This window comes from Curtobacterium sp. MCSS17_005 (assembly GCF_003234225.2).
GTDB classification, from domain to species: Bacteria; Actinomycetota; Actinomycetes; order Actinomycetales; family Microbacteriaceae; genus Curtobacterium; species Curtobacterium flaccumfaciens.
This window is the reverse complement of the sequence record NZ_CP126258.1, coordinates 2,782,909-2,805,380: the sequence shown is the minus strand read 5'-3', so window position 1 is coordinate 2,805,380 and position 22,472 is coordinate 2,782,909. Positions and strand designations below refer to the sequence as shown.

26 protein-coding genes are annotated in these 22,472 nt (G+C 71.5%); 16 read left to right on the top strand and 10 right to left on the bottom strand.

The genetic code is table 11. The features are described 5' to 3' along the window. Positions 1–285: 285 nt before the first annotated feature. Genes DEJ20_RS13385 through DEJ20_RS13375 form a run of 3 tightly spaced genes read right to left on the bottom strand, consistent with a single transcriptional unit; the run spans position 286 to position 2,953 of the window. On the bottom strand, positions 286–960 hold the full coding sequence (locus DEJ20_RS13385; RefSeq protein WP_017888525.1) for a methionine ABC transporter permease: 675 nt from the start codon (positions 958–960) through the stop codon (positions 286–288). Continuing rightward, positions 957–2,003, bottom strand: a complete 1,047-nt coding sequence (locus tag DEJ20_RS13380; protein WP_111236341.1) for a methionine ABC transporter ATP-binding protein — start codon at positions 2,001–2,003, stop codon at positions 957–959. The genes DEJ20_RS13385 and DEJ20_RS13380 overlap by 4 nt, the downstream gene beginning before the upstream one ends. Continuing rightward, positions 2,003–2,953 carry a MetQ/NlpA family ABC transporter substrate-binding protein gene (locus tag DEJ20_RS13375; protein ID WP_111236340.1) on the bottom strand — a complete coding sequence of 317 codons (951 nt, stop codon included), beginning with the start codon at positions 2,951–2,953 and terminating at the stop codon, positions 2,003–2,005. The genes DEJ20_RS13380 and DEJ20_RS13375 overlap by 1 nt, the downstream gene beginning before the upstream one ends. 177 nt (positions 2,954–3,130) lie before the next feature. Here DEJ20_RS13375 and DEJ20_RS13370 point away from each other — a divergent pair, with 177 nt between their 5' ends. Next, complete coding sequence (locus DEJ20_RS13370) at positions 3,131–3,640, top strand: 2'-5' RNA ligase family protein (RefSeq protein WP_111236339.1); 510 nt, start codon at positions 3,131–3,133, stop codon at positions 3,638–3,640. A gap of 150 nt (positions 3,641–3,790) precedes the next feature. Here DEJ20_RS13370 and DEJ20_RS13365 read toward each other — a convergent pair whose 3' ends face one another. From DEJ20_RS13365 to DEJ20_RS13355, 3 genes are all read right to left on the bottom strand, one after another. Next, a complete protein-coding gene (locus tag DEJ20_RS13365) occupies positions 3,791–5,038 on the bottom strand; it encodes a D-arabinono-1,4-lactone oxidase (RefSeq protein WP_111236338.1) in 1,248 nt (415 codons plus the stop codon). Positions 5,039–5,146: 108 nt separating this feature from the next. Next, positions 5,147–6,628 (bottom strand): MDR family MFS transporter, encoded by a 1,482-nt coding sequence (locus DEJ20_RS13360; RefSeq protein WP_111236337.1) that lies wholly within the window; start codon positions 6,626–6,628, stop codon positions 5,147–5,149. Between the two features lie 167 nt (positions 6,629–6,795). Then, entirely contained in the window at positions 6,796–7,077 is a 282-nt protein-coding gene (locus DEJ20_RS13355; protein WP_071247546.1) for an acylphosphatase, read from the bottom strand. Positions 7,078–7,221: 144 nt separating this feature from the next. Between DEJ20_RS13355 and DEJ20_RS13350 the strand changes: the two genes are divergently transcribed. The 7 genes from DEJ20_RS13350 (at position 7,222) to DEJ20_RS13320 (ending at position 13,786) form a co-directional block, all read left to right on the top strand. Beyond that, the gene (locus tag DEJ20_RS13350; protein ID WP_035808830.1) at positions 7,222–7,929 is read left to right on the top strand and encodes an NUDIX hydrolase; all 708 of its coding nucleotides are present in this window, start codon (positions 7,222–7,224) and stop codon (positions 7,927–7,929) included. Positions 7,930–7,937: 8 nt separating this feature from the next. After that, complete coding sequence (gene nadA / locus DEJ20_RS13345) at positions 7,938–9,209, top strand: quinolinate synthase NadA (protein ID WP_111236336.1); 1,272 nt, start codon at positions 7,938–7,940, stop codon at positions 9,207–9,209. Positions 9,210–9,241: 32 nt separating this feature from the next. Then, complete coding sequence (nadB, locus tag DEJ20_RS13340; protein ID WP_111236335.1) at positions 9,242–10,909, top strand: L-aspartate oxidase; 1,668 nt, start codon at positions 9,242–9,244, stop codon at positions 10,907–10,909. Then, on the top strand, positions 10,906–11,790 hold the full coding sequence (gene nadC, locus DEJ20_RS13335; RefSeq protein ID WP_111236334.1) for a carboxylating nicotinate-nucleotide diphosphorylase: 885 nt from the start codon (positions 10,906–10,908) through the stop codon (positions 11,788–11,790). Before nadB ends, nadC begins: the two co-directional genes overlap by 4 nt. A 2-nt stretch (positions 11,791–11,792) precedes the next feature. After that, positions 11,793–12,932: a cysteine desulfurase family protein gene (locus tag DEJ20_RS13330; protein WP_111236333.1), complete on the top strand. Its 1,140-nt coding sequence runs from the start codon at positions 11,793–11,795 to the stop codon at positions 12,930–12,932. A gap of 79 nt (positions 12,933–13,011) precedes the next feature. Then, positions 13,012–13,278 carry a hypothetical protein gene (locus tag DEJ20_RS13325; RefSeq protein ID WP_146239634.1) on the top strand — a complete coding sequence of 89 codons (267 nt, stop codon included), beginning with the start codon at positions 13,012–13,014 and terminating at the stop codon, positions 13,276–13,278. Between the two features lie 217 nt (positions 13,279–13,495). Further along, positions 13,496–13,786 (top strand): hypothetical protein, encoded by a 291-nt coding sequence (locus tag DEJ20_RS13320; RefSeq protein WP_110863438.1) that lies wholly within the window; start codon positions 13,496–13,498, stop codon positions 13,784–13,786. A gap of 22 nt (positions 13,787–13,808) precedes the next feature. Here the strand turns inward: DEJ20_RS13320 and DEJ20_RS13315 are convergent, their stop codons facing one another. Next, entirely contained in the window at positions 13,809–14,276 is a 468-nt protein-coding gene (locus DEJ20_RS13315; protein WP_111236332.1) for an MSMEG_6728 family protein, read from the bottom strand. A gap of 88 nt (positions 14,277–14,364) precedes the next feature. Here DEJ20_RS13315 and DEJ20_RS13310 point away from each other — a divergent pair, with 88 nt between their 5' ends. Continuing rightward, the gene (locus tag DEJ20_RS13310; protein WP_027466300.1) at positions 14,365–14,961 is read left to right on the top strand and encodes an NAD(P)H-dependent oxidoreductase; all 597 of its coding nucleotides are present in this window, start codon (positions 14,365–14,367) and stop codon (positions 14,959–14,961) included. Between the two features lie 191 nt (positions 14,962–15,152). On the opposite strand, the gene aroQ is transcribed toward DEJ20_RS13310, so the two are convergent. Then, positions 15,153–15,596 (bottom strand): type II 3-dehydroquinate dehydratase, encoded by a 444-nt coding sequence (gene aroQ, locus DEJ20_RS13305; RefSeq protein WP_027466301.1) that lies wholly within the window; start codon positions 15,594–15,596, stop codon positions 15,153–15,155. Positions 15,597–15,738: 142 nt separating this feature from the next. Between aroQ and DEJ20_RS13300 the strand changes: the two genes are divergently transcribed. From DEJ20_RS13300 to DEJ20_RS13280, 5 genes are all read left to right on the top strand, one after another. After that, on the top strand, positions 15,739–17,409 hold the full coding sequence (locus DEJ20_RS13300) for a sodium:solute symporter family protein (protein WP_071405106.1): 1,671 nt from the start codon (positions 15,739–15,741) through the stop codon (positions 17,407–17,409). A 22-nt stretch (positions 17,410–17,431) separates the two neighbouring features. Further along, positions 17,432–17,767 (top strand): hypothetical protein, encoded by a 336-nt coding sequence (locus DEJ20_RS13295; RefSeq protein ID WP_027466303.1) that lies wholly within the window; start codon positions 17,432–17,434, stop codon positions 17,765–17,767. 390 nt (positions 17,768–18,157) lie between these two features. After that, on the top strand, positions 18,158–18,574 hold the full coding sequence (locus tag DEJ20_RS13290) for a VOC family protein (protein WP_111236331.1): 417 nt from the start codon (positions 18,158–18,160) through the stop codon (positions 18,572–18,574). Positions 18,575–18,611: 37 nt separating this feature from the next. After that, the gene (locus DEJ20_RS13285) at positions 18,612–19,232 is read left to right on the top strand and encodes a DNA-3-methyladenine glycosylase I (RefSeq protein WP_111236330.1); all 621 of its coding nucleotides are present in this window, start codon (positions 18,612–18,614) and stop codon (positions 19,230–19,232) included. Between the two features lie 57 nt (positions 19,233–19,289). After that, positions 19,290–19,970 (top strand): DJ-1/PfpI family protein, encoded by a 681-nt coding sequence (locus tag DEJ20_RS13280; RefSeq protein ID WP_111236329.1) that lies wholly within the window; start codon positions 19,290–19,292, stop codon positions 19,968–19,970. 205 nt (positions 19,971–20,175) lie between these two features. Here the strand turns inward: DEJ20_RS13280 and DEJ20_RS13275 are convergent, their stop codons facing one another. Then, entirely contained in the window at positions 20,176–20,646 is a 471-nt protein-coding gene (locus tag DEJ20_RS13275; protein WP_111038132.1) for a GNAT family N-acetyltransferase, read from the bottom strand. Further along, a complete protein-coding gene (locus tag DEJ20_RS13270) occupies positions 20,643–21,467 on the bottom strand; it encodes a LysR family transcriptional regulator substrate-binding protein (RefSeq protein WP_220035028.1) in 825 nt (274 codons plus the stop codon). Before DEJ20_RS13270 ends, DEJ20_RS13275 begins: the two co-directional genes overlap by 4 nt. 33 nt (positions 21,468–21,500) lie before the next feature. Between DEJ20_RS13270 and DEJ20_RS13265 the strand changes: the two genes are divergently transcribed. After that, a complete protein-coding gene (locus DEJ20_RS13265) occupies positions 21,501–21,890 on the top strand; it encodes a DUF5997 family protein (RefSeq protein ID WP_017888549.1) in 390 nt (129 codons plus the stop codon). A gap of 40 nt (positions 21,891–21,930) precedes the next feature. Continuing rightward, entirely contained in the window at positions 21,931–22,437 is a 507-nt protein-coding gene (locus DEJ20_RS13260) for a hypothetical protein (RefSeq protein WP_111236327.1), read from the top strand. Positions 22,438–22,472 lie beyond the last annotated feature (35 nt).

Sequence of the window (22,472 nt, the reverse complement as noted above, 5' to 3'; positions counted from 1 at the left end):
CGGCGGGGGTGAGCGGGGAGTCGTGACCGCTCGGCGGCCCGTGGCGAGGTTGCACGACATGCCGCGTGCGCGGTGCCGAGTGGTCGTGAACTGTCGGTTGCGGGCCCGACGGCCGACGGTTCGTGCGACCTCGGCGGAGGTGAGCGGGGTGTCGTGACCGCTCGGCGCACGACGCTGGGCGCGTCCGGCTGGGCGGCGACGCACCGGAGGCCCGGAGCCGGTCTCGTGGACCGGCACCGGGCCTCCAGGGGGTCGCCCTCAGAACCCGCGCCCCGCGAGCCCGCGTCAGCGACGCAGCGTCGCCCGCGCCAAGCGGTTGCCGATGAACTGGCCGAGCTGCACGATGACGACGATCGCCGCCACCGAGACGTAGACCACCCACCAGTCGTAGCGCTGCGAGCCGTAGGTGATCGCGTACTCGCCGAGCCCGCCGCCACCGATCAGTGCGCCCTGCGCCGTCATGTCGACGATGCCGATGTAGATGAACGTGTAGCCGAGGATCAGGGGGCCGAGACCCTCGGGGATGAGCACGGTCAGCAGGATCGAGACGGGGTGCGCGCCCGAGGCCCGAGCCGCCTCGACGACCCCCGGGTCGACCGACAGCAGGTTCTGCTCGACGATCCGGGACACCGCGAAGGCCGCGGCCAACGAGATCGCGAAGGTCACCGCGGGGACACCGATCGTGGTCTGCACGACGACCCGTGACAGCGGCGCGATCGCGGCGAGGAAGATCACGAACGGGATCGGGCGGATCAGGTTCACGAACACGTTGAGCACCGTGTACGCGGTGCGGTTGCCGAGGACGTTGCCCGGTCGGGTCGCGTACAGCAGCAGGCCGAGCGCGAGGCCGATGACCCCGGCGATGACCAGTGAGATCAGCGACATCACGATGGTGTCGCGGATGGCGGCGAGGAAGACGTCGAACGTGTCGATCACGCTCTGGAACGAGTTGTTGTTCACGCGGCGGCCTCCTCGTCGGTCGTGACGCCATCGGCACGGAGTGCAGCGATCGCGGCGTCGATGGCACCGGACGCACCGCCTGCTGCGCTCAGCTCGTAGGTGAGCGAACCGATCCGACGCTCACGGATCTCGCCGACGCCGCCGTAGACGAGCTCGGCGGTGACTCCGACGGCGCGGAACGCGGCGTCGATGCGGTTCTGCAGCCCGGCCTCGTCGGTGATCTGCACCGTGACGAGCCGACCCGGGTGGCGGTCCCGCAGGCGCCGGAGCGTCTCGGCGGAGGGCCGGTCGTGCAGTGCGGTGCGGACGAAGCGCTGCGCGGCACCGGTCTTCGGGGTCGAGAACACGTCGTAGACGTCCCCGACCTCGACGACCCGCCCCTGCTCCATCACGGCGACCCGGTCGGCGATCTGCCGGACGGCGTCCATCTCGTGCGTGATGACGATGATGGTGACGCCGAGCTCCCGGTTGACCCGGCGGAGCAGCGCGAGCACCTCGGACGTGGTCTCCGGGTCGAGGGCGCTGGTCGCCTCGTCGGCGAGCAGCAGGTCGGGCGACGCGGCGAGGGCGCGGGCGATGCCGACGCGCTGCTTCTGGCCGCCGGACAGCTGCTCCGGGTAGGCGTGAGCGCGTTCGAGCAGGCCGACGAAGTCGAGCAGCTCGGCGACGCGACGGTTCCGCTCGGCCTTCGGCACGCCTGCGACCTTGAGCGGGTACGCGACGTTGCCGGCGATCGTGCGGGACCGGAACAGGTTGAACTGCTGGAAGATCATCCCGATGTTGCGACGCGCCAGACGGCGGTCCCGCTCGGGGATCGCCGTCAGTTCGCGGCCCGCGACAGTCACCGTGCCGGAACTCGGCAGTTCCAACGCGTTGACGAGGCGGACCAGGGTGGACTTGCCGGCACCGGAGTACCCGATGACGCCGAGGACCTCTCCCTGGTGCACGTCCAGGGAGACGTCCTCGACGGCCACCACGGTCTCGCCGGTGTCGGCGCGGCGGTAGTGCTTCGAGACGCCGCGGAGTTCGACGAGGACCGGCACTACTGCTTGGCCGCCTTCGCGTCCTGCTCGACCTGGGCGAGCTCGTCCTGCAGCTTCGAGGCGCTCTCGTCGCGGGCGACGGCCTCGGGCAGGTCCTTCGCGAAGGCCTTCTGCACGGCGTCGTCCTGGAACAGCTCGGCCAGGTCGAGGTAGGTCTTGTTGCCCTTGTCCTCGTCGCGGACGGCGAACACGTTCACATACGGGGCGGCGCTCGCGCTCGAGGGGTCGTCCTGGTAGATCGCGTCCGAGATCGGCAGGCCGGCGGCGGTGGCGAAGTTGTTGTTCACGACGGCGGCGGCGACGGAGCCCTGCTGCAGCGCGTTCGCGGTCTGTGAGGCGTCGAGGGGCTGGACGTCGACCTTCTTCGTCTCGATGTCGTCGGCGGTGGAGAACGCCGAGCCGCCGTCCTTCAGCGTGATCAGGTCGGCCGCCTGCAGGATCAGGAGCGCACGGGCCTGGTTGATCGAGTCGTTCGGGATCGCGACCTTCGCGTTCGCGGGCAGCTCGGACGGCTTGTCGTACTTCGTCGCGTAGAGCGGCAGCGGGTACACGGCGGTCGAGCCGATCGGCTGCAGGTCGTCGTTCGAGGTGACGTTGTAGTCCGCCAGGTACTGGATGTGCTGGAACTGGTTGATGTCCAGCTGGCCGTCCTTGAGGGCGGGGTTCGGCAGCGAGTAGTCCGAGAAGTTGGTCAGCTTGACGGTGACGTTGAGCTTGTCCTTCGCGAGCTTCGTGTACGTGCTCCAGTAGCCGAGCGACTTGTCCGCGACACCGATCGTGACGGTCTTCGGGGCGGCGTCACCGGCGGCACCGGCGTCGTTGCTCCCGGAGCGGACGGCTCCGACGATGACGGCGACGACGATCGCCACGACGACGATCGCGGCGGCGACGATCCAGCCGATCGGGCGCTTGCCCTTCGGCTTCTCGGGCAGTGCGGGGGCTGCGGACATGCTGGTGCTCCTCGTGGGCCGTGCGTGTGGGGGAGCCGCGGTGGTCCGCGGCGTGGAGACGAGTGTGACGTGCGGTCCACCCCCGGTGCGAGTTCCGTTCCGTCGTGTTACGCAGCACTCGACCCGTGCCGCCTGCGTCGCAGGACGCGTCCCGACACGACTTGGTTGACTCGGATCGTGCGCAGCATCGAACTCGTCCTCGGTCCGGAGTCGGACGCCGCCGTGCAGTCCGCCTGGCAGGCCCTGATCGACGCCGACCTGCCGAGCCTCGGTCGGCACCCGTCGCCGTCGAACGCCCCGCACGTCACCCTGGCCGCCGGGGACACGCTGCCCGTGCCGGTGGGGTTCCGCACGTCGGTCCCGACTGCGATCCGGCTCGGCGGGCTGCTGCTCTTCCCCGCGGGTGTCGGTCGGTCGGTCCTCGTGCGCGCGGTGGTCGTCGACGCGGCGCTCACGACCTTCCACGGCGAGGTGCACGCGGTCGCCCCCGGCGGCGTCGAGACGTCACTGCCCGGGCACTGGTCGCCGCACGTCACGCTGGCCCGCCGGGTGCGCGACGAGGACCTGCCGCGCGCCGTCGCTGCGCTGCGCGCCGTGCCGCTGCCGGAGACGCTCGACGTCGGCGGCGTCCGGCACTGGGACGGCGAGACGCGGACGATCACGCCGCTCGCGTTCACGTCGATCTGACCGCTGGAGGGGGTCGCGTCGGGCGCGTTCCCGCACCCGGAACCAGGTTCCGGACACAGCACCGCGCGATCCCGTGGTTCCGTGTCCGGAACCTGGTTCCGACGCGTGGGCGCGGGTCGCGGGGCACGGGGCACGGCCTGGAGGCCCGGGTCAGGTCCCGAGCACGCGCTCGCCGAACGCAGATGCGAACGTCCGCTCCGGGTCGGCCCGGGCGACGAGGTCGCGGAAGTCCGCCAGCCGCGGGTACAGCGCGGCGATCGCCGCGTGGTCGAGCGAGCTCATCTTGCCCCAGTGCGGTCGGCCGTCGAAGGCCGCGAGCCGGGACTCCAGGTCGGGCAGGAGCGCGGCGACCTCGGTCGGGTGCTTCTTCCAGGTGAACGCGATGCAGAGGACGTCCTCGCCCTGGGTCGGGCTGAGCCAGAGGTCGTCCGCTGCCATCGTCCGGAGTTCGCAGACGTGCAGGTGCGGCTGGATCCGGTCGGCGAGCCCGCGGAGCGCGTCGAGAGCGGCCGCCGCGTGCCGGAGCGGGACGAAGTGCTCGCTCTGCACCTCGGACCCGTGGCTCGGGACGGACCCGATCGGGAAGTGCGGCAGGCGGTCCCACCACGGGCCGACCGAGCCGTCGCGCGCGGTCCGGTGGTCGTCGCCGGGGGTGCCGGGCAGGCGGCGTGCGCCGGCCAAGGTCTCCGGGACCGGCACGTCCTCGGCGCCCTCGGGGACGCGCGACTTCACCAGGACCTCGGTGATCGCGTCGCCGAACACCGTGTAGGCGCACACCGAGTACGCGGTGGCGTGCACCTCGGCGACGTTCGCCGTGAAGGTGTCCCAGGGGATCGCGCCGTAGACGTCCTGACGCATCCGGTAGGACGGTTCGACGTCGAGGGTCACCCGGGTCACGATGCCGAGCAGGCCGAGGTGCAGCACGGCACCGTCGAACGCGGGGTCCGTCCGGTCGATCGTCCGGGCGGAGCCGTCCGAACCGAGCACCTCGAACGCGCGCACCGCGGTGGCGAGCGAGCCCAGTGCCGTACCGGAACCGTGGGTGCCGGTCGCGACCGCACCCCCGACGGAGATGTGTGGCAGGGACCCCGTGTTGTGCAGGGCGAACCCGGCACGGTCGATGTCGGCCGCGACGTCGCCGTACCGGGTGCCGGCCCCGAGCGTGACGGTGCGGTGCTCGGCGTCGACGACCAGGTCGGTGGGGATGCCGGTCAGGTCGAGCAGGGTGCCGGCGGTGTCGGCGACGTCGTTGAACGAGTGCCGGGTGCCGAGGCCGTGCACCCGATCGGCGTCGGCCACGACCTGGGCTGCCTCGTCGATCGACGAGGGACGGACGACCCGTTCGGCCGTGTACGTGACCGTGCCGGACCAGTTGAGCTCGCTCGTCGTCGACCGCATGGCGCCCACCCTGCCACGCGGTCCGGAGACGGGCGCGGGCCGGGCGCCGGTCCCGTCACGGGTTCGGCGTCCGGCCCTGCTCGTCGGTCAGTGCGCGAGGCTCGTCGGTCAGTGCACGGGCGGGGGCGTCGGCGCGCCCTCCGGCACCTCGGGCCGGCGGACGAACACCGACGCCAGGATGCCGAACAGCGAGATGATCGCGCCGACCGTGAAGGCGGTGCCGACGCCCGACGCAGTGGCCACCTGGACCCCACGGGCACCGGAGCCCTCGACCGCGGTGGCCGCACCGATCGTCAGCAGCGTGACGAACAGGGCGGTGCCCGCAGCACCGGCGAGCTGCTGCGCCGTGCCGAGCACCGCGCTGCCGTGCGAGTACAGCTTCGGGGGCAGCCCACCGAGCGCCGCGGTGAACAGCGGCGTGAAGGTCAGGGCCAGACCGATGCTCAGCACCACGTGCGCACCGAGGACGAACCACACGCTGGTGTCGACGCCGACGGTGGAGAGCGCCCAGAGCACGGCGCTGACGATGATCGATCCGGGGATGAGCAGCACGCGCGGGCCACGGCGGTCGTAGATGCGCCCGACGATGGGGGAGAGCAGGCCCATCAGCAGGCCACCGGGGAGCAGCAGCAGGCCGACCTGCAGGACCTCGAGGCCGAGGACGCGCTCCAGGTAGATCGGCAGCAGGATGAGCGTGCCGAACATCGCCATGAAGCTCAGGCCCATCGCGACGATCGGCACCGTGAAGCCGCGGGTGCGGAAGGTGCGGAGGTCGAGCAGGGCGCTGTCGGTGCGCTGCAGGCGCGTCTGCCGGACGATGAACACCGCGAGGGCCACGGCGCCGACGACCAGGGCGGTCACCGGGACGAGCGGACCGGTCGCGCCGGCTTCACCGATGCTGGACAGGCCGTAGACGATGCCGCCGAACGCGAAGGCGGAGAGCACGACCGAGACGACGTCGATCGGCGCCTTGCGCGGCGTCGAGACGTTCTGCACCTTGACCATGCCGAGGATGAGCGCGGCGATCGCGATGGGCAGCACGAAGCCGAACAGCCAGCGCCACGAGAACGCGTTGAGGATCAGGCCGGAGATGGTCGGGCCGATGGCCGGAGCGACCGAGATGACGATCGAGATGTTGCCCATGATGCGACCACGGTGTGCGGGGTCGACGAGGGTCAGGACCGTCGTCATGAGCAGCGGCATCATGATCGCGGTGCCGCTGGCCTGCACGATGCGGCCGACGAGCAGGACGGTGAAGCCCGGCGCGAGCAGGGCGATCAGCGTGCCGACGGAGAACAGGCCCATCGCCCAGATGAACACCGGGCGGGTGTTGAAGCGCTGCAGCAGGAACCCGGTGATCGGGATGACGACCGCCATGGTGAGCAGGAAGCCGGTGGTCAGCCACTGGCCGGTCGCGGCGCTGATGTCCAGGTCGTCCATGAGCCGGGGCAGGGCCACGCCCATGATGGTCTCGTTGAGGATGACGACGAACGCGGAGACGAGCAGCAGCCCGATCACGAGTCGGGTCTCGGCAGCGGACGGCTGCGAGACGCTTCCCGTGCGGGGGGCGGAATCGACGGCCTGGGTCATGCGGGTGCTCCTGGTGGGTCACGACGGGTGGAACGGGTGCGGCGCAGGACGCGCAGACAGGCCAACTCCCTGAGTGGATGCGATTATTCCGCTTCGCTCCGACATCCGCAGGGGAACGATCGGTGCCGAGCACGCCGGTCGTCGGCGCAGCTCCCACCCACGTCGGCTCAGTGCAGGATCGCGAACCCGTCGGCGTCGCCGTGCGGCACGACCGACCGCAGGCTGACGTCGGTCACGGTCGCCGACGGCGGCCCGGTGCGCAGGCACTCGACCAACGAGTCGACGGCGACCGAGGGTCCCTCCGCCTCGACCTCCACCGTGCCGTCCCAGAGGTTCCTCGCGTAGCCGACGAGGTCGAGCCCGTCCGCCTTCCGAGCGGTCCAGTACCGGAAGCCGACCCCCTGGACCGTCCCCGACACCACGGCATGCACCCTCGTCACCGTCGTCATGTCCTCCACGCTAACCGCGTCGGACCCCCGGGAGTTTTCGGCCCCGTGACAATCTGTTTCCGGCTCGTGACGAGCGCACCGCGTCGGCAGTGATAGTGTCATCTCAACCCGAACACTTCGAGTCAGATTGACACTATCTCCACCATGGACGAAGCAGGCATCCGCGTCGCGGTCTCCACCGTGATCGTCGCACTGCGCCCGCACCCCGACACCGGCGCCCCGGCGCTGTGGATGCCGCTCGTCCGTCGCGTCGCCGAACCGTTCGAGGGTTCGTGGGCGCTCCCCGGCGGCTGGGTCGGCGACGACGAGGGCCTCGAGGACTCCGCGGCCGCCCGACTGCGTGAGACGACGAACGTCCAGCCGCGGTACCTCGAGCAGCTCTACGCGTTCGGCGACGTCGGACGCTCCCCGAGTCGCGTGGTGTCGATCGTGTACTGGGCACTCGTGCACCCGGACGAGGCGAACGTCGTGCCCGACGACTGGAACGTCCGGTGGTTCCTGGCCGACGAGCACCCGCCGCTCGCCTTCGACCACGACCGCATCGTCGAGTACGCCCTGTGGCGGCTGCGCAACAAGATGTCGTACTCGCGGATCGCGCAGGCGTTCCTCGGCGACCGATTCACCCTCGCCGAACTCCGCGGCGTGTACGAGGCGGTGCTCGGACGAGCACTCGACCCCGCGAACTTCCGTCGGCAGGTCGAGAAGACCGACGCGGTCCTGCCGACCGACGAGACCACGAGCGGGGGCCGGCACCGTCCGGCTCGGCTGTACCGCTCGAACCCCGACCTGGCCTACGCGGACAACGGCCCGCTGCAGACCGGGGCCGATCAGCACCAGCAGCGGAACCGATAGGAAACCCCGTGTCCATCGCCACGACGATCGAACTCATCTCCAACGGCAGAGCCGGCGGCAGTACCTGCACGCCCGACCTCGCGATGCCGACCTGGGACTTCGACTCCCGCCCCGGGTACGGCCCGGGGTCGTCGATGTCCGACGTCATCCCGACGAGCGCCCCGCGCCAGGGTGTCCTGCCCGACGAGTACAAGACGACCCCGACCGACGAACTCCACGAGCGCATCGAGCGGGCGAAGGCCACCCTCGGCGACCGGGTCGTCGTCCTCGGGCACTTCTACCAGCGCGACGAGGTCGTCCGGCACGCGGACTTCCTCGGCGACTCGTTCCAGCTCGCGAACGCCGCCCTGACGAAGCCCGACGCCGAGGCGATCGTGTTCTGCGGCGTGCACTTCATGGCCGAGACGGCCGACATCCTGGCGCGCGACGACCAGCGCGTGATCCTGCCGAACCTGGCCGCCGGCTGTTCGATGGCCGACATGGCCGACATCGACAGCGTCGAGGCCGCGTGGGCGGAGCTGACCGCGGTGTACGGCACCGAGCCCGACGCCGATGGCCGCGTCCCCGTGATCCCGGTCACCTACATGAACTCCGCCGCCGACCTCAAGGCCTTCTGTGGTCGCAACGGCGGCATCGTGTGCACCTCGTCGAACGCCGCGACCGTGCTCGAGTGGGCCTTCGAGCGTGGGCAGCGCGTCCTGTTCTTCCCCGACCAGCACCTCGGCCGCAACACCGCGAAGGCGATGGGCATCAGCACCGACCTGATGCCGATGTGGAACCCCCGGCTGCCCGGTGGGGGCAACACCGCTGCGGAGCTGCTCGAGGCGAAGGTCATCCTCTGGCACGGCTTCTGCTCGGTGCACCGCCGCTTCACCGTCGACCAGATCGACCAGGCCCGCCGCGAGCACCCGGGCGTGCAGGTCATCGTGCACCCGGAGTGCCCGATGGCAGTCGTCGACGCCGCCGACCACGCCGGCAGCACCGACCTGATCCGGAAGACCGTCGCCGCGGCCACCGAGCCGACGACGTTCGCGATCGGCACCGAGATCAACATGGTGAACCGCCTCGCCGCCGAGTACCCGCAGCACACGATCTTCTGCCTCGACCCGGTCGTCTGCCCCTGCTCGACGATGTACCGGATCCACCCGGGCTACCTCGCCTGGGTGCTCGAGGCCCTCGTCCGCGGCGAGGTCCTCAACGAGATCGTCGTCCCCACCGACGTGCAGGCCGACGCCAAGGTCGCGCTCGAGCGCATGCTCGCCGCCAAGCCGCGCGGCTGAGACGCGGACCCGACCGAACGAGGGAGACCACCGTGCACGTCGTCATCGTCGGCTCCGGCATCGCCGGGCTGACCGCAGCGATCCGCGCCAGTGCCCTGCACGACGTCACCCTGGTGACGAAGGGGGCGCTCGCCGACAGTGCCACCGCGTACGCCCAGGGCGGCATCGCGGTGGCGCTCGGTGCCGACGACTCCGCGGCGCTGCACCAGGCCGACACCCACGTCGCCGCGGCGGGCAGCGCCGACGCCCGGGCCGTCGAGGTCCTGTGCACCGACGGGCCGGCCCGCGTCCGCGACCTGCTCGCCCTCGGGGTGCCCTTCGACCGGTCGTCGGACCCGGCGACCCTCGACCGGTACGGCGACGACCTCGCCCGCGGCCGTGAAGCCGCGCACGGCCGGTGGCGCGTCGTGCACGCCGACGGTGACGCGACCGGAGCCGCCATCGAACGCACCCTCATCGCAGCACTGCACCGACGGCACGTCACGATCCTCGAGCGCACGAGCCTGACCGACCTGGTCGTCCGCGGCGGCGTGGTCGTCGGCGTCGACGTCCTCGACCTCGTCGGGGAACCCCGCCGGCTCGACGCCGACGCCGTCGTCATCGCGTCCGGGGGAGCCGGACACCTGTACCGCGAGACGACGAACCCGCTGGTCGCGACCGGTGACGGGGTCGCCGCCGCCTGGCGCGCCGGCGCCGTCCTCGCCGACCTGGAGTTCTTCCAGTTCCACCCGACACGGCTGGCCGTCCCCGGTGGCGGCCTGGTGTCCGAAGCCGTCCGCGGTGAGGGCGCCGTCCTCCGCGACGCCGCCGGGCACCGCTTCATGACCGACGTGCACCCGGACGCCGAGCTCGCCCCGCGTGACGTCGTCGCGCGGGGGATCGCCGCCGCGGTGCGCGACCAGGGCGGCGCGCCCGTGCTCCTCGACGCCACCGGCCTCGACGCCGGGTTCCTGGTCACGCGGTTCCCCGGACTCACCCGGGCCACCCGCGCCGCCGGCTTCGACTGGACCCGCGAGGGCGTCCCGGTCGCACCGGCCGCGCACTACTCGATGGGCGGCATCGCCACCGACGCCGAGGGCCGCACCAGCCTGCCCGGACTCCTCGCCGTCGGTGAAGCCGCCTGCACCGGGGTCCACGGCGCCAACCGGCTCGCCTCGAACTCCCTGCTCGAGGGGCTCGTCTTCGCGGTCCGCGCAGCGGACGCGGTCGCCGCACCGCGACCCGGCCTGCTCCGCCTGCGCGGGGACGCCGGTCTCCACGTCACCAGCGTGCCCCGAGCGGCCGACGCGATCCGTTCCTCCCGTCCGACCCTGCCTGGAGGCGCGACCCACCTCGACGACGTCGGTGCCGTCCGACAGGCGGTCCAGTCCGTCATGACGGACCGCGTCGGGCTGCTCCGTGACGCCGTCGGGCTGGCCAGCGCGCGCCGCGACCTGGACGCGCTGACGGCGCCGACCGGCGGCGGCGTGCGCGAGCACGAGGACCGTGCGCTGCTCGACCTGGCCCGACTCGTCGCGCTCGCCGCCGAGGCCCGCACCGAGTCCCGCGGGGCGCACGCCCGCACCGACCACCCCGACACCGACCCCACCGCCCCGGCCTCGTACGCCTGGGTCGCCGACCCCACCGACGCACACCCCGACGGCCACACGGACGAACGCGCCGACGTCTCCGCAGCCGTCCCGCAGGAGGTACCCGCATGACCACCGACCCCGGCACCATCCCGCCGCACGCGCTCCGTCGCGTGATCGAGACCGCGCTCGAGGAGGACGCACCCTGGGGCGACGTCACCAGCGAGACCCTGATCCCCGCCGAGGCGACCGCGACCGCGACCCTCGGCGCGCGCGAGCCCGGCGTGCTGAGCGGCGGGGCGGTGTTCGTCGCCGTGATGCACGCCGTCGACCCGTCGATCCACGCCGTCGTGCACGTCGCCGACGGGATGCGCTTCGTCGCGGGCGACGTCCTCGCGACCGTGACCGGGTCGGCGCGGGCCGTGCTCCGGTCCGAACGGGTCGCCCTCAACCTGGTGCAGCGGATGTCGGGCATCGCGACGACCACCGCGGCGCACGTCGCGGCCGCCGCTGGCACCTCGGCGCGGATCGTCGACACCCGGAAGACGACGCCGGGCCTCCGAGCACTCGAGCGGTACGCCGTCCGGTGCGGCGGCGGACACAACCACCGCACCTCGCTGTCCGACGCCGTGCTCGCCAAGGACAACCACCTGGCGGTGCTCCTGGCCGGCGGCATCGGCATCGGCGACGCGATCGCCCAGGCCCGCCAGCGGCTCGGGCACACCGTGCACGTGGAGGTCGAGGTGGACCGCATCGATCAGATCGAACCCGTCGTCGCTGCGGGGGTCGACACGATCATGCTCGACAACTTCACCCCGGACGAACTCGTGACCGGGGTCGGCATCGTCGCCGGACGCGCGCTCGTCGAGGCCTCGGGAGGCGTGTCGCTCGACACCGTCGCGGCGATCGCGGCGACCGGCGTCGACGTCATCTCGGTCGGGGCGCTGACCCACTCGGCGCGGGCGCTCGACCTCGGACTCGACATCGACGTCGCGGTGCCGGTGCGGGACTGACCGTGTTCTACCTGGACCGCGCCGCCACCACCCCGGTCCGCCGCGAGGTGCTCGAGGCGATGTGGCCCTACCTGACGGGGGCGTTCGGCAACCCCTCGTCGACTCACGGGGTCGGGGACGAGGCCGCGCGGGGACTCACCTCCGCGCGGGCCGCCGTCGCCGGGGTGCTCGGGTGCCGGCCCGCCGAGGTCGTCTTCACCACCGGCGGCACCGAGGGGGCGAACACCGCGATCAAGGGGATCGCCCTCGCCACACCCCGCGGTCGGCACGTCGTCACGAGCGCCATCGAGCACGAGGCCGTACTGGGGAGCTGCGCGTACCTCGCCCGCTTCCACGACTTCGACGTCACCGTGCTGCCCGTCGGGCCGGACGGCCGCGTCGACCCCGCGGTGCTGCGCGCGGCCCTCCGCCCGGACACCACGCTCGTCTCGATCGCGCACGCCGACAACGAGATCGGCACCGTGCAGGACGTTCCCGCGCTCGCGGCGGTGGCGCACGAGGTCGGGGCGCGGTTCCACACCGACGCCGTGCAGTCCGCGCCCTGGCTGCCGATCGGTCTCGCGGTGCTGGGCGTCGACGCGCTGTCGTTGTCCGGGCACAAGCTCGGCGCCCCGAAGGGCACCGGCGTGCTCGCGGTGCGCGCCGGGGTCCGGCTCGAGCCGCTGCTGCACGGCGGGGGACAGGAACGGGGGCGGCGGTCCGGCACCGAGGACGTGGCCGGTGCCGTGGCGGTGGCGACCGCCCTCGGGCTGGCGGCGGAGACGGTGCGGTCGGGGGAGGGCGCGGCGACCACCGTGCGCGACGCGGTGCTCGACGGCGTGCTCGCCGCGGTCCCCGGCGCGTTCGTCACCGGGTCGCGGGAGCACCGGTTGCCCGGGCACGCGTCGTTCTGCTTCCCGGGCGTCAACGGCGAGACCGTCCTGCTCGAGCTCGAGCAGCGTGACGTGGTGTCGTCGTCGGGCAGTGCCTGTGCTGCCGGCAGCACCGAGGCCTCCCACGTGCTCACGGCACTCGGGATCCCGGAGGACGTCGCCCGCACCGCCCTCCGCCTGACGTTCGACGCTGCCCTCACGGCCGACGACGTCCCGGTGGTCGTCGGGGCCGTGGCCGATGCCGTGGCGACCGTCCGCGCCCTCGGCTGAGGTGTACTAGACGTTCTACTCCATCTCTGGGTACGTGTCCCCCCTTCTGCGGACAACCGATCTGCGTCAGAGTGTCGTCATGGCAAACGCGATGATGACCCGGACGCGACGGGACGACCGCTTCCGAGCGGTGCAGCTCCTGCCGGCGCCGGCCACCCTCGTCGCGCTCGCCCTGGCAGCGCAGCACGACCTCGGCACGGCCCCGCTCGGGGTCATCGCCGTGGTCGGAGCGCTCGCGACCGCCGGGAGTGCCCTGCTCCCGATGGTCCGGCCAGCCGCCGCCCACCGGTCGATGCCCGCACCGACCGAGACGGACCGGTACCGAGAGGACACCGAACACCCTTGAGGTCCACCACCGTGCGGTTCCCCTGAACCGAGCCGCGCGGTGGACCCAGACCGGATGTCGACCCCCTGATCGACGTCCGGCGCGGGGCGCGACGTTCCCCCTGTCGTCGTGTCCCGCCGTACACCGCGATCCCGCCGTGGGTCGACGTCGCACCCCTGAGCGGCGTCGGTTCCCCTGCAGCCCACGGCGGGATCCGGTTCCCCGGTAGCGTCGTCGCATGCCCTCGTACCGTGCGACCCTGGCGATCGGTGCCCTCGCGCCCGGCACCGCCCCGGACGCCGTCCTGCCCGCCGCGGCCGCCCTGGTGCGCGAACACGCCGTGGTCGAGGCCGAGGACGTCCGGCTGCTCCGTGGCGTCCCCTGCGCCGTCGTGCGCTTCGAGGCCGAGGACGACCGTGCCGCCGCGGCCGTCCGCGACGCCGCCGTCGACGGGCTGCGGGACGTGGTCGAGATCCGCTCCGACGTCGTCACCCGGCGCGAGGGCGGTCGCTGGATCCCGGTCGCTTGAGAGCCAGGCGGTCGCCTGACGGTCAGGCGGTGTGCGTCGCCGGTTCCGGGGTCCCCGGCCAGACGTAGTCCAGGTCGTCCGGCACGTCCGGGAACAGCTCCCGGTAGTGCTCCGGCGCCTTCTGCACGAGCTTCGACCGGTGCGAGACGTGCAGGGCCTCGTCGTCGTTCCACGGCGGGATCGGCACGTCGCCGCGCTCGTACGCCGCCAGGTCCTCCGGCACACGACCCAGGTCGAGCAGGGTCTTCTCGAGACACGTGTCGGCGTACCCGCGCTCCGCCCAGACGCGGCACGTGGCCTCCTGGTACGCCATCAGCGCCGGACGGTAACCGCGCCACATCGCCGTCACCGGGTGGTGCTGCCAGCCGTAGTCGGGGAGCGTCAGGGCGCGCATCACCTGCAGGGTCTCGACGCGCTGCTTGCCGAGCCGCCGGTCGTCGAGGACCTCGGCGGATGCCCGGAAGTCGGCGTACGGCAGGAAGGTCTGCATGGCGCGGACGCTACCCCGACCGACTGGCACCCGACACATGTCGTCATGAACGTGCCGCCCGCCCCGGCAGCGTGTGAGCATCGACCGCATGAGCGGAGAACTGGTCGTCGGCGTCAGTGGCAGCCCATCGGACCCCTCGCGGACCTCGACCCTGGTCGCGGCGACGGTGGCCCGGTTGGCCGAGGAGATCGACGGTGCCCGGACCGAGACGATCGAGATCGGCCCGCTGCTCGCCGACCTCGGAGCGGCCTCGGGTCGCGAGACGATGTCGGACCGCACCCGCCGGGCCCTCGAGACGGTGGAGGCCGCGGACGTGCTCGTCGTCGGCAGCCCGGCCTTCCGAGCGGCCTACTCCGGCGCGTTCAAGCTGTTCTTCGACTGGGTCGGGCAGTACGACCTCGTCGACACCCCGGTGCTGCTGACCGCCACCGGCGGCAGCGACCGGCACGCCCTGTTGGTCGAGCACCAGATGCGCCCGCTGTTCGGGTTCTTCCAGTCCACGACCCTGCCGCTCGGGGTGTTCGGCAACGAGCGGGACTTCACCAAGCGCGAGGGTGGCTACGACATCGCGAGCGTCGACCTCGAGCTCCGCATCGACCAGGCCGTGCGCCGCGCCGTGCCGCTCATCCGCGGCGGCTTCGCCACCGCTGGCCTGACCGACGTGCGGCGCCCCGCCGAGTTCTGATCAGCGTGCCCTGCTCTTCCGGGCGCACCTGGTGCTTCCGGGCGTCCCTGGTCGGAACTTCTCATCGGGTACGCCCGGAATCGCCAGGCATCGCGCGTGCCATGGGAAGGAACGGGCGCGACCCAGCGTGACCAGATGGCGGACTGGAGGCCCGTGGCGACGCCGCCACGGGCCTCCCGCGCGACTGTGGCTCAGCCGAGCAGGGACGCGACGTGCGCGACCGCCAGGCGGTAGCCGTCGGCGCCCGCGCCGGCGATGACCGCCGTCGCGGCGGTGGCGACGTGGTCGACGTGGCGGAACGGCTCGCGCTTCCACGTGTTCGACAGGTGCACCTCGACGACGGGGACCCACAGGGCCTCCACCGCGTCGTGCAGCGCGACCGAGGTGTGCGCGTAGGCGGCGGGGTTGATGACGACCGCGGCGAAGTCGTCGAGCGCCTCGTGCAGCCACTCGACGAGCTCGCCCTCGCGGTTCGTCTGGCGGAAGTCGGCCTCGAGCCCGTGCACGGCCGCCTCGGTGTGCACGATCGCCTCGATCTCGGCGAGCGTCACGGTGCCGTACTGCTCCGGGTCGCGGCGCCCGAGGATGTCGAGGTTCGGGCCGTTGAGGACGAGGATGCGCGACGCGTCGGTCATGGGCCGAGCGTAGCGAACCGGGGGAGCGCTGCGCGGCTCGGACGATGTATGCGCTGGCTATGTGAACGGTCACAAATCGGTGTAACGTCTCCGTCCGGGTCGGCAGAGTTGTCGGCTGCAACACACTGACGTGGAGATGTGAATGGTTCTCGCTGCAGCGAACGAAGGGATCCGGCTCGACTTGGGCTGGGTCGACTACCTGATGATCATCGTGTACTTCGCGGTCGTCATCGGGATCGGGTTCACCGCCCGCAAGCAGGTCCGGACGAGCATGGACTTCTTCCTGTCCGGCCGCTCGATGCCGGCGTGGATCACGGGCCTGGCGTTCGTGTCCGCGAACCTCGGTGCCACCGAGATCCTCGGCATGGCGGCCAACGGTGCCCAGATCGGCATGGCCACCCTGCACTACTACCTCGTCGGTGCCGTGCCCGCGATGGTGTTCCTCGGCCTCGTGATGATGCCCTTCTACTACGGCTCGAAGGTCCGCTCCGTGCCGGAGTTCATGCTGCGCCGCTTCGGCAAGGCGCCGCACCTGGTGAACGCGATCGCCTTCGCGGTGTCGAACGTGCTCATCGCGGGCATCAACCTGTACGCGATGGCCATCGTCATCGAGGCCATGCTCGGCTGGCCGGAGTGGCTGGCGATCATCGTCTCCGCCGGCTTCGTGCTCGTCTACATCACCCTCGGCGGGCTCTCGAGCGCGATCTACAACGAGGTCATGCAGTTCTTCGTGATCATCGCCGGGCTCATCCCGCTGACGATCGTCGGTCTGCACCGCGTCGGCGGCTGGGACGGCCTGTCGAAGGCCATCACCGAGACCCAGGGCGTGCAGCACCTGCAGGCCTGGGCCGGCACCGGCTTCGGTGACGTCACCAACCCGATCGGCGCCAACTGGCTCGCCATCGTGCTCGGCCTGGGCTTCGTGCTCGGCTTCGGCTACTGGACCACGAACTTCACCGAGGTGCAGCGCGCGTTCTCGGCGAAGAACATGTCCGCGGCCCGCCGCACCCCGCTCATCGCCGCGATCCCGAAGCTCTTCATCCCGGCCATCGTCGTGATCCCCGGCCTCATCGCCGCGGCCGTCGTGGGCAACCAGTTCGCCGACGGCACGCTGACCTACAACGACGCGATCCCGAAGCTCATCCAGATGTACCTGCCGACCGGTGTGCTCGGCATCGCGGTGACCGGTCTGCTGGCGTCCTTCATGGCCGGCATGGCGGCGAACGTCTCGTCGTTCAACACCGTCTTCACCTACGACATCTGGCAGCGCTACATCCGACCGAACATGCCCGACCTGCACTACCTGAAGACCGGCCGCTGGGTCACCGTCGTCGGCGTCGTGGTCGGCATCGCGACCGCGTTCATCGCGGCCCAGGCGTCGAACATCATGACGTACATGCAGACGCTGTTCTCGTTCTTCAACGCACCGCTGTTCGCCGTGTTCATCCTCGGCCTGCTGTGGAAGCGCATGACGACGCAGGGTGCGCTCTGGGGCTACGTCCTCGGCATCGTGACCCCGACGATCACCTGGATCGCCTACCTGGTCAACCCGGACCTGTTCGCCACCGCCACCGCGGAGACCCTGTACGGCGCGATCATCTCGTTCGTCACCGTGCTGGTCGTCGGCTTCGTCGTCTCGATGCTCACCAAGCCGAAGGACGAGAAGGAGCTCGGTGGACTCGTCTACGGCGTGGGCAAGATCGACCTGCACGGCGACTCGGTCGCGACGGACACCGCCTGGTACCGCTCGCCCGCACTGCTCGGCACCGTCGCGCTCGTCCTGTGCGTCGTCCTGTACCTCCCGTTCCTCTGATCCGCGAAGGAGACCACTTCTCATGAGTGACACCACCACCCCCGGCGCGATGACCGAGGAGCAGAAGGCAGCCCTCGTCCGCTCCACCCGCCGACTCGACCTGCGCCGCATCCTCGGCGGCCTGTTCGTGCTCTACGGCGTGATCACGACCATCGTCGGGATCGTGCACTGGAACACCGACCCCGAGAAGACCGGCGGGATCCACATCAACCTGTGGGTCGGGATCTCGCTGCTCGTCGGCGGCGGCCTGTTCTTCCTCTGGGACCGCCTGAACCCGGTGCCCGCCGAGGACATCATCGGCCAGGCCGAGGCCGAGTCGCACCAGCGTGCCGCGGGCGAGGGGCGCGAGCTGGCCTGAGGCTGCTTTGGTCGGGCGTCCCCGGCCAGACGCGGAACGACGAAGTCGCTGTCGGACGACAGCGACTTCGTCGTTTCCGGCCCAGGCTGCGGACGCCTTGACCGGAGCCGAGCACGGCGGGTAGCATTGATATGTCGATCGGGTGCTGCTCGGTCGAAAGTGATCCTCGGATGTCCTGCAGCCAGCGCGGGCCCGAAGATTTGCGCTTTCGGGGGCGTGCGTCAGGAAACCAGGATCGGGCTCGTCGGCTCGTCCCGTCCACCACCGGGTTCTGACTCGTCCACGTACGCCCGCGTCCGACCAGCATGTTGTGTACCGGTTGGTTCCCCCACGAAACGGTTGCGCGCTGGACCGGGTGGGGCCAGGTTGAGCGTGACGAAAGGAACCGCCATGGACACGATGGTCTTCATCAACCTGCCCGTCACGGACCTCGAGCGCTCGAAGGCGTTCTACGAGGCACTCGGGTACTCGATCAACCCGGCGTTCAGCGACGACACCGCGGCGTGCGTGGTGGTGAGTGACGCCATCTACGTGATGATCCTGACGACGGCGAAGTTCGCCGAGTTCACCGACAAGACGATCGCCGACCCCGACACGATCGAGGTCATCAACTCGCTCAGCGCCCCGTCGAAGGAGGACGTCCACCGCATCGTCGACGCCGCGGTGGCCGCCGGCGGCACCGAAGACCGCCCGGAGATGGACCTCGGCTTCATGTACCAGCGGAGCTTCACCGACCCGGACGGACACCGCTGGGAGTACGTGTGGATGGACGAGCAGGCGACGCAGGACGGCCCGCCCGCCGAGTGAGTGATCGGCTGTCGGCGGCGCCCGCCAGGATGGTCGCATGAGCACCGAGCCCGTCGACGCCCCGCCCGTGCCCGACCTCGTCACCGGTGACGACGGCCTGGCCCGGCCGGTCTGGGCGTCGTCGGACGAGCTCCTGCGCGAGTACTACGACACCGAGTGGGGCATGCCCGTCCGCGACGAACGCGGGGTGTTCGAGCGGCTCTCGCTCGAGGCGTTCCAGTCCGGTCTGTCGTGGCGCACGATCCTCGCGAAACGACCCGCGTTCCGGGCAGCCTTCGCCGACTTCGACGCCGACACCGTCGCGGCCTTCGGTGAGGACGACGTCGCACGGCTCATGGCCGACGCCGGGATCGTCCGGAACCGCGCGAAGATCCTCGCGACGATCACCAACGCGAACGCCACGATCGCCCTGCGGCAGGACGGCGGGCTCGCCGACTTCGTGTGGTCGTTCCGGCCGGCGACCACGCCCGAGCCTCGGTCCTCCGCCGAGGTCCCGACGAAGTCCGACGAGTCCCTCGCCCTGTCGAAGGCGCTGCGGAAGCGCGGCTTCGCCTTCGTCGGACCGACGACGATGTACGCCCTGATGGAAGCGCTCGGCATCGTCGACACCCACCTGCTGGGGAGCCACCGGCGCGGGACCTCCGGCGTCTGGAGCTGACGGGCAAGCCAGCGAGAACGGGAACGGGAACGGGAACGCCGGGACTATGGTCGCGACATGGCCGACGACATCCGGATCGCGTTCCTGCTGTTCCCGCACCTGACCCAGCTCGACCTGACCGGCCCGGCGCAGGTCCTCAGCCGGGTGCCCGGCGCACGCGTCGAGTACGTGGCGGCGACGCTCGACCCGGTGCCGAGCGACTGCGGCCTGTCACTCGTCCCGACGACCACGATGAGCGATGCCCGAGCGGCGGACGTGCTCGTGGTGCCCGGTGGTGACGGTGCCTTCGACGCGATGCTCGACCCGGACGTCGTGGCCTTCGTGCGGCGCCAGGCCGAGCACGCGACGTGGATCACCTCGGTGTGCACCGGTGCCTTCGTGCTCGGCGCCGCCGGGCTGCTCGCCGGCCGACGCGCGACGACCCACTGGGCCTCGAAGCCGATGCTCGAGGCCTTCGGCGCGCAGCCGGTGGACGCCCGGATCGCCCGGGACGGTGCCGTCGTCACCGCTGCCGGGGTGAGCGCGGGCATCGACATGGCGCTGTGGCTCGCGGCCGAGCTCGCCGGACAACCCGCGGCCGAGGCGATCCAGTTGCAGATCGAGTACGACCCGCAACCGCCGTTCGACCACGGGTCGGCCGAACGCGCCGACGCCGTCGTCGTCACCCGGGCCCGCGCAGCAGCCGAGGAATCGCGCGGCGCGAGGGTGACCCGCGCCGCCGCAGCCGTCCTGCGCTGACGCGGACCTTCAGGCGGTCACGAATCCCCGCTGGTCTCCGCCGGGTGGTCACGACCCGTCGTTCCGGGTGCGGCCAGTCGACACTTCGTGACCGCTCGGGGCCATGCACGCGGGGTGTTGTGACCGGGCGATGACCGGGCGGTGGCCCGAGCCCCCGCACCCGCGCCGCCGCAGCACGCACCCGCGCCGCCGCAGCCGTCCTGCGCTAGACCAGCGGCTTCCGCATCTGCGCCGACGTCACCTGGTACCCGAGCGCCGCGTAGAGCTCCTGCGCCCCGGTGTTGTAGCCGAACACGTTCAGCCCGATGCTCGTCGCACCGTGTTCTGCAGCGGCGCGGTGCCCGAGTTCGAGCGCTCGACGGGCGTGCCCGCGGCGCCGGTGTGCCTCGTCGATCTCGACGTTGAACACCCACCAATCGGTGCTGCCCGGCGTGAGCGGCCCGATCCACAGGTACCCGATGACGGTGTCGTCCTGGTCGGTGACGTCCCACACGAGGTGCCCGTCGGCCGGTGACCCGCCCGGGAACCAGCGGTCCCGCGACTGCTGCTCGTTCGCCTCGGCCTGCTCGCGGGTCTCGCCCGCCTGCATCCGCGACTCGACGTACTCGGCCATCGTGCGCTGGAGCCAGGCCGGGAGGCGCGTGGCCGGCATCAGGGCCAGCCGCGTGTCCGTCATCGGTTGCCCTTGGAACCCCGGCTCGGCTTGCCGCGCATCTTGCCGCGTCCGGGCGTTGGGCCCTTGCCGGTGTTCGACTTCTTGCCACTGCCGGACTTGCCGCTGCCGGGCGACTTGGCCTTGGCCTTGCCGCCGGCGCCCGCGGAGCCGCCCTTGGAACCCGATGCACCCGACCCGCCGGACCCACCCGACCCGCCGGACGCACCCTTGGCACCCGACCCGGCCTTGGTGCCGCCACGAGCCGGACGCGAGTCGTCGTCGCCGTCGCGATCCGGGCCTCCTGGCTGGCGCGAACTGTTGGCGGTCCGCCCGCGCACCACGCCGATGAACTCCTCGGTGGTCTCGGTTGTGTCCTCGTCCCGCCAGACCAGCGCGATGCGCGTGCCCTCGGCGTCCATGAGCGGACGGCCCACCAGGTCCTTGCGGCTGGCGGCGCGGAACAGCGACTGGGGGAGCACGACGACGCCGACGTTCGCCTCGACCAGGTCGAGCGATCCGTCGATGTCGGCCGGTACCGGGCCGGCGTCGATCACGTGGACCTCGGCGTCGGCGAGGTCGACCTCGGCGAGTTCGGCGAGGGGGGAGTCCTTGGGCATCGCGACGACGGCCGTCTCGGTCCAGAGCGGGATGGCATTGTGCTGCTCGGACACGGGCAGGCGTGCGAAGACCATGTCGGCCTCGCCGGCCAGCGTGTCGTCGACGTCGTCGGCGCCGATCGGCCGCAGCCGGAGCTCGACGGAGGGGAAGCGTTCCCGCCAGACACGGGCCCACTTTGCGGGGGAGACCCCCGGCACGAAGGCGATGGTGAGAGCCGCGGTCATGCAGACGAGCATAGGGGCCGTACCCTTGTCCTCATGGCGCAGGAACAGACCATGAAGCCCGAGACGGCTGCGAAGAAGCTCGGCATCTTGCTGACGGCGGCTCCGGAGTCCTTCCAGAGCGCTCCCCTCACGCGGACCGCCTTCGACGAGCTCCGGACCGAACCCCCGACCTGGCTCGAGGACCTCCGACGCGACGGCCCGCACCCGCGACCTGTCGTGGCGCAGAAGCTCGGCATCTCCATCTCCGGCCTGAGCCGTGCGGGGATCGACGACGCACTGACGACGGCGGACATCAAGACGCTGCTCGAGCAGAAGCCCGAGTGGCTCGTCCGTGAGCGTGCGACGCAGGCCGCCGTGCACGCCGAGAACGCCCGCGTGAAGCAGGAGCGCGCCGCCAAGGCCGCTGCCCGCGCCGAGGACTGACCCCACCCCGCACCACCCCGCCGCACCGAGGACGCCCCACGTGCACGAGACCGTCGCCGACGCCATGCTCGTCGTGCCGCAGTTCGCGTCGGTGTGCTGCATCGTCGGTGACCGCTACCGACCGCGCCCGGGCGTGATCGTGCCGGCGGGCGTGATGCTCGTCGCGATGCTCATGCCCGTCGTCGACGCCGGTGCGGTGTGGACCCTGTTCGCCGCGACCCTCCTGCTCCTGCTCGCACCGTTGCCCGTGATGCGTCGTCGCCGCGCCGACGGCCGCCGCGCGGAGCCGATGGACGTCCACCGCGCACTCTCCGCCGTCGTGATGGCGGGGATGCTGCTGATGGGCCACGCCTCGGGCGTCGCCGGAAACCACGCCGGGCACGGTATCGCACTGTCCGCGGTGCTCGGCGCCGGCGTGATCGGCTACTCCGCGTTCAGCGGCTGGCTGCTCCGGTACGAGTGGGGTCGTGAGGACCGGCGGGCCGTCCGCAGCGGCGAGGTCTTCGCGATGACCGTCGCCGTGGTCGGCATGACCCTGGCGATGTAGCGGAGTCGGCTGCCCCGTCAGTCGCGGCCCAGCAG

Coding starts and splice junctions, on each gene's coding strand:
- DEJ20_RS13290 (WP_111236331.1), top strand. CDS start 18,158: ATGGACACGATGGTCTTCATCAACCTGCCCGTCACGGACCTCGAGCGC.
- DEJ20_RS13285 (WP_111236330.1), top strand. CDS start 18,612: ATGAGCACCGAGCCCGTCGACGCCCCGCCCGTGCCCGACCTCGTCACC.
- DEJ20_RS13375 (WP_111236340.1), bottom strand. CDS start 2,953: ATGTCCGCAGCCCCCGCACTGCCCGAGAAGCCGAAGGGCAAGCGCCCG.
- DEJ20_RS13275 (WP_111038132.1), bottom strand. CDS start 20,646: ATGACGGACACGCGGCTGGCCCTGATGCCGGCCACGCGCCTCCCGGCC.
- aroQ (WP_027466301.1), bottom strand. CDS start 15,596: ATGACCGACGCGTCGCGCATCCTCGTCCTCAACGGCCCGAACCTCGAC.
- DEJ20_RS13265 (WP_017888549.1), top strand. CDS start 21,501: ATGGCGCAGGAACAGACCATGAAGCCCGAGACGGCTGCGAAGAAGCTC.
- DEJ20_RS13360 (WP_111236337.1), bottom strand. CDS start 6,628: ATGACCCAGGCCGTCGATTCCGCCCCCCGCACGGGAAGCGTCTCGCAG.
- DEJ20_RS13350 (WP_035808830.1), top strand. CDS start 7,222: ATGGACGAAGCAGGCATCCGCGTCGCGGTCTCCACCGTGATCGTCGCA.
- nadC (WP_111236334.1), top strand. CDS start 10,906: ATGACCACCGACCCCGGCACCATCCCGCCGCACGCGCTCCGTCGCGTG.
- DEJ20_RS13295 (WP_027466303.1), top strand. CDS start 17,432: ATGAGTGACACCACCACCCCCGGCGCGATGACCGAGGAGCAGAAGGCA.
- DEJ20_RS13270 (WP_220035028.1), bottom strand. CDS start 21,467: ATGACCGCGGCTCTCACCATCGCCTTCGTGCCGGGGGTCTCCCCCGCA.
- DEJ20_RS13365 (WP_111236338.1), bottom strand. CDS start 5,038: ATGCGGTCGACGACGAGCGAGCTCAACTGGTCCGGCACGGTCACGTAC.
- DEJ20_RS13310 (WP_027466300.1), top strand. CDS start 14,365: ATGAGCGGAGAACTGGTCGTCGGCGTCAGTGGCAGCCCATCGGACCCC.
- DEJ20_RS13355 (WP_071247546.1), bottom strand. CDS start 7,077: ATGACGACGGTGACGAGGGTGCATGCCGTGGTGTCGGGGACGGTCCAG.
- DEJ20_RS13280 (WP_111236329.1), top strand. CDS start 19,290: ATGGCCGACGACATCCGGATCGCGTTCCTGCTGTTCCCGCACCTGACC.
- DEJ20_RS13320 (WP_110863438.1), top strand. CDS start 13,496: ATGCCCTCGTACCGTGCGACCCTGGCGATCGGTGCCCTCGCGCCCGGC.
- DEJ20_RS13300 (WP_071405106.1), top strand. CDS start 15,739: ATGGTTCTCGCTGCAGCGAACGAAGGGATCCGGCTCGACTTGGGCTGG.
- DEJ20_RS13325 (WP_146239634.1), top strand. CDS start 13,012: ATGGCAAACGCGATGATGACCCGGACGCGACGGGACGACCGCTTCCGA.
- DEJ20_RS13315 (WP_111236332.1), bottom strand. CDS start 14,276: ATGCAGACCTTCCTGCCGTACGCCGACTTCCGGGCATCCGCCGAGGTC.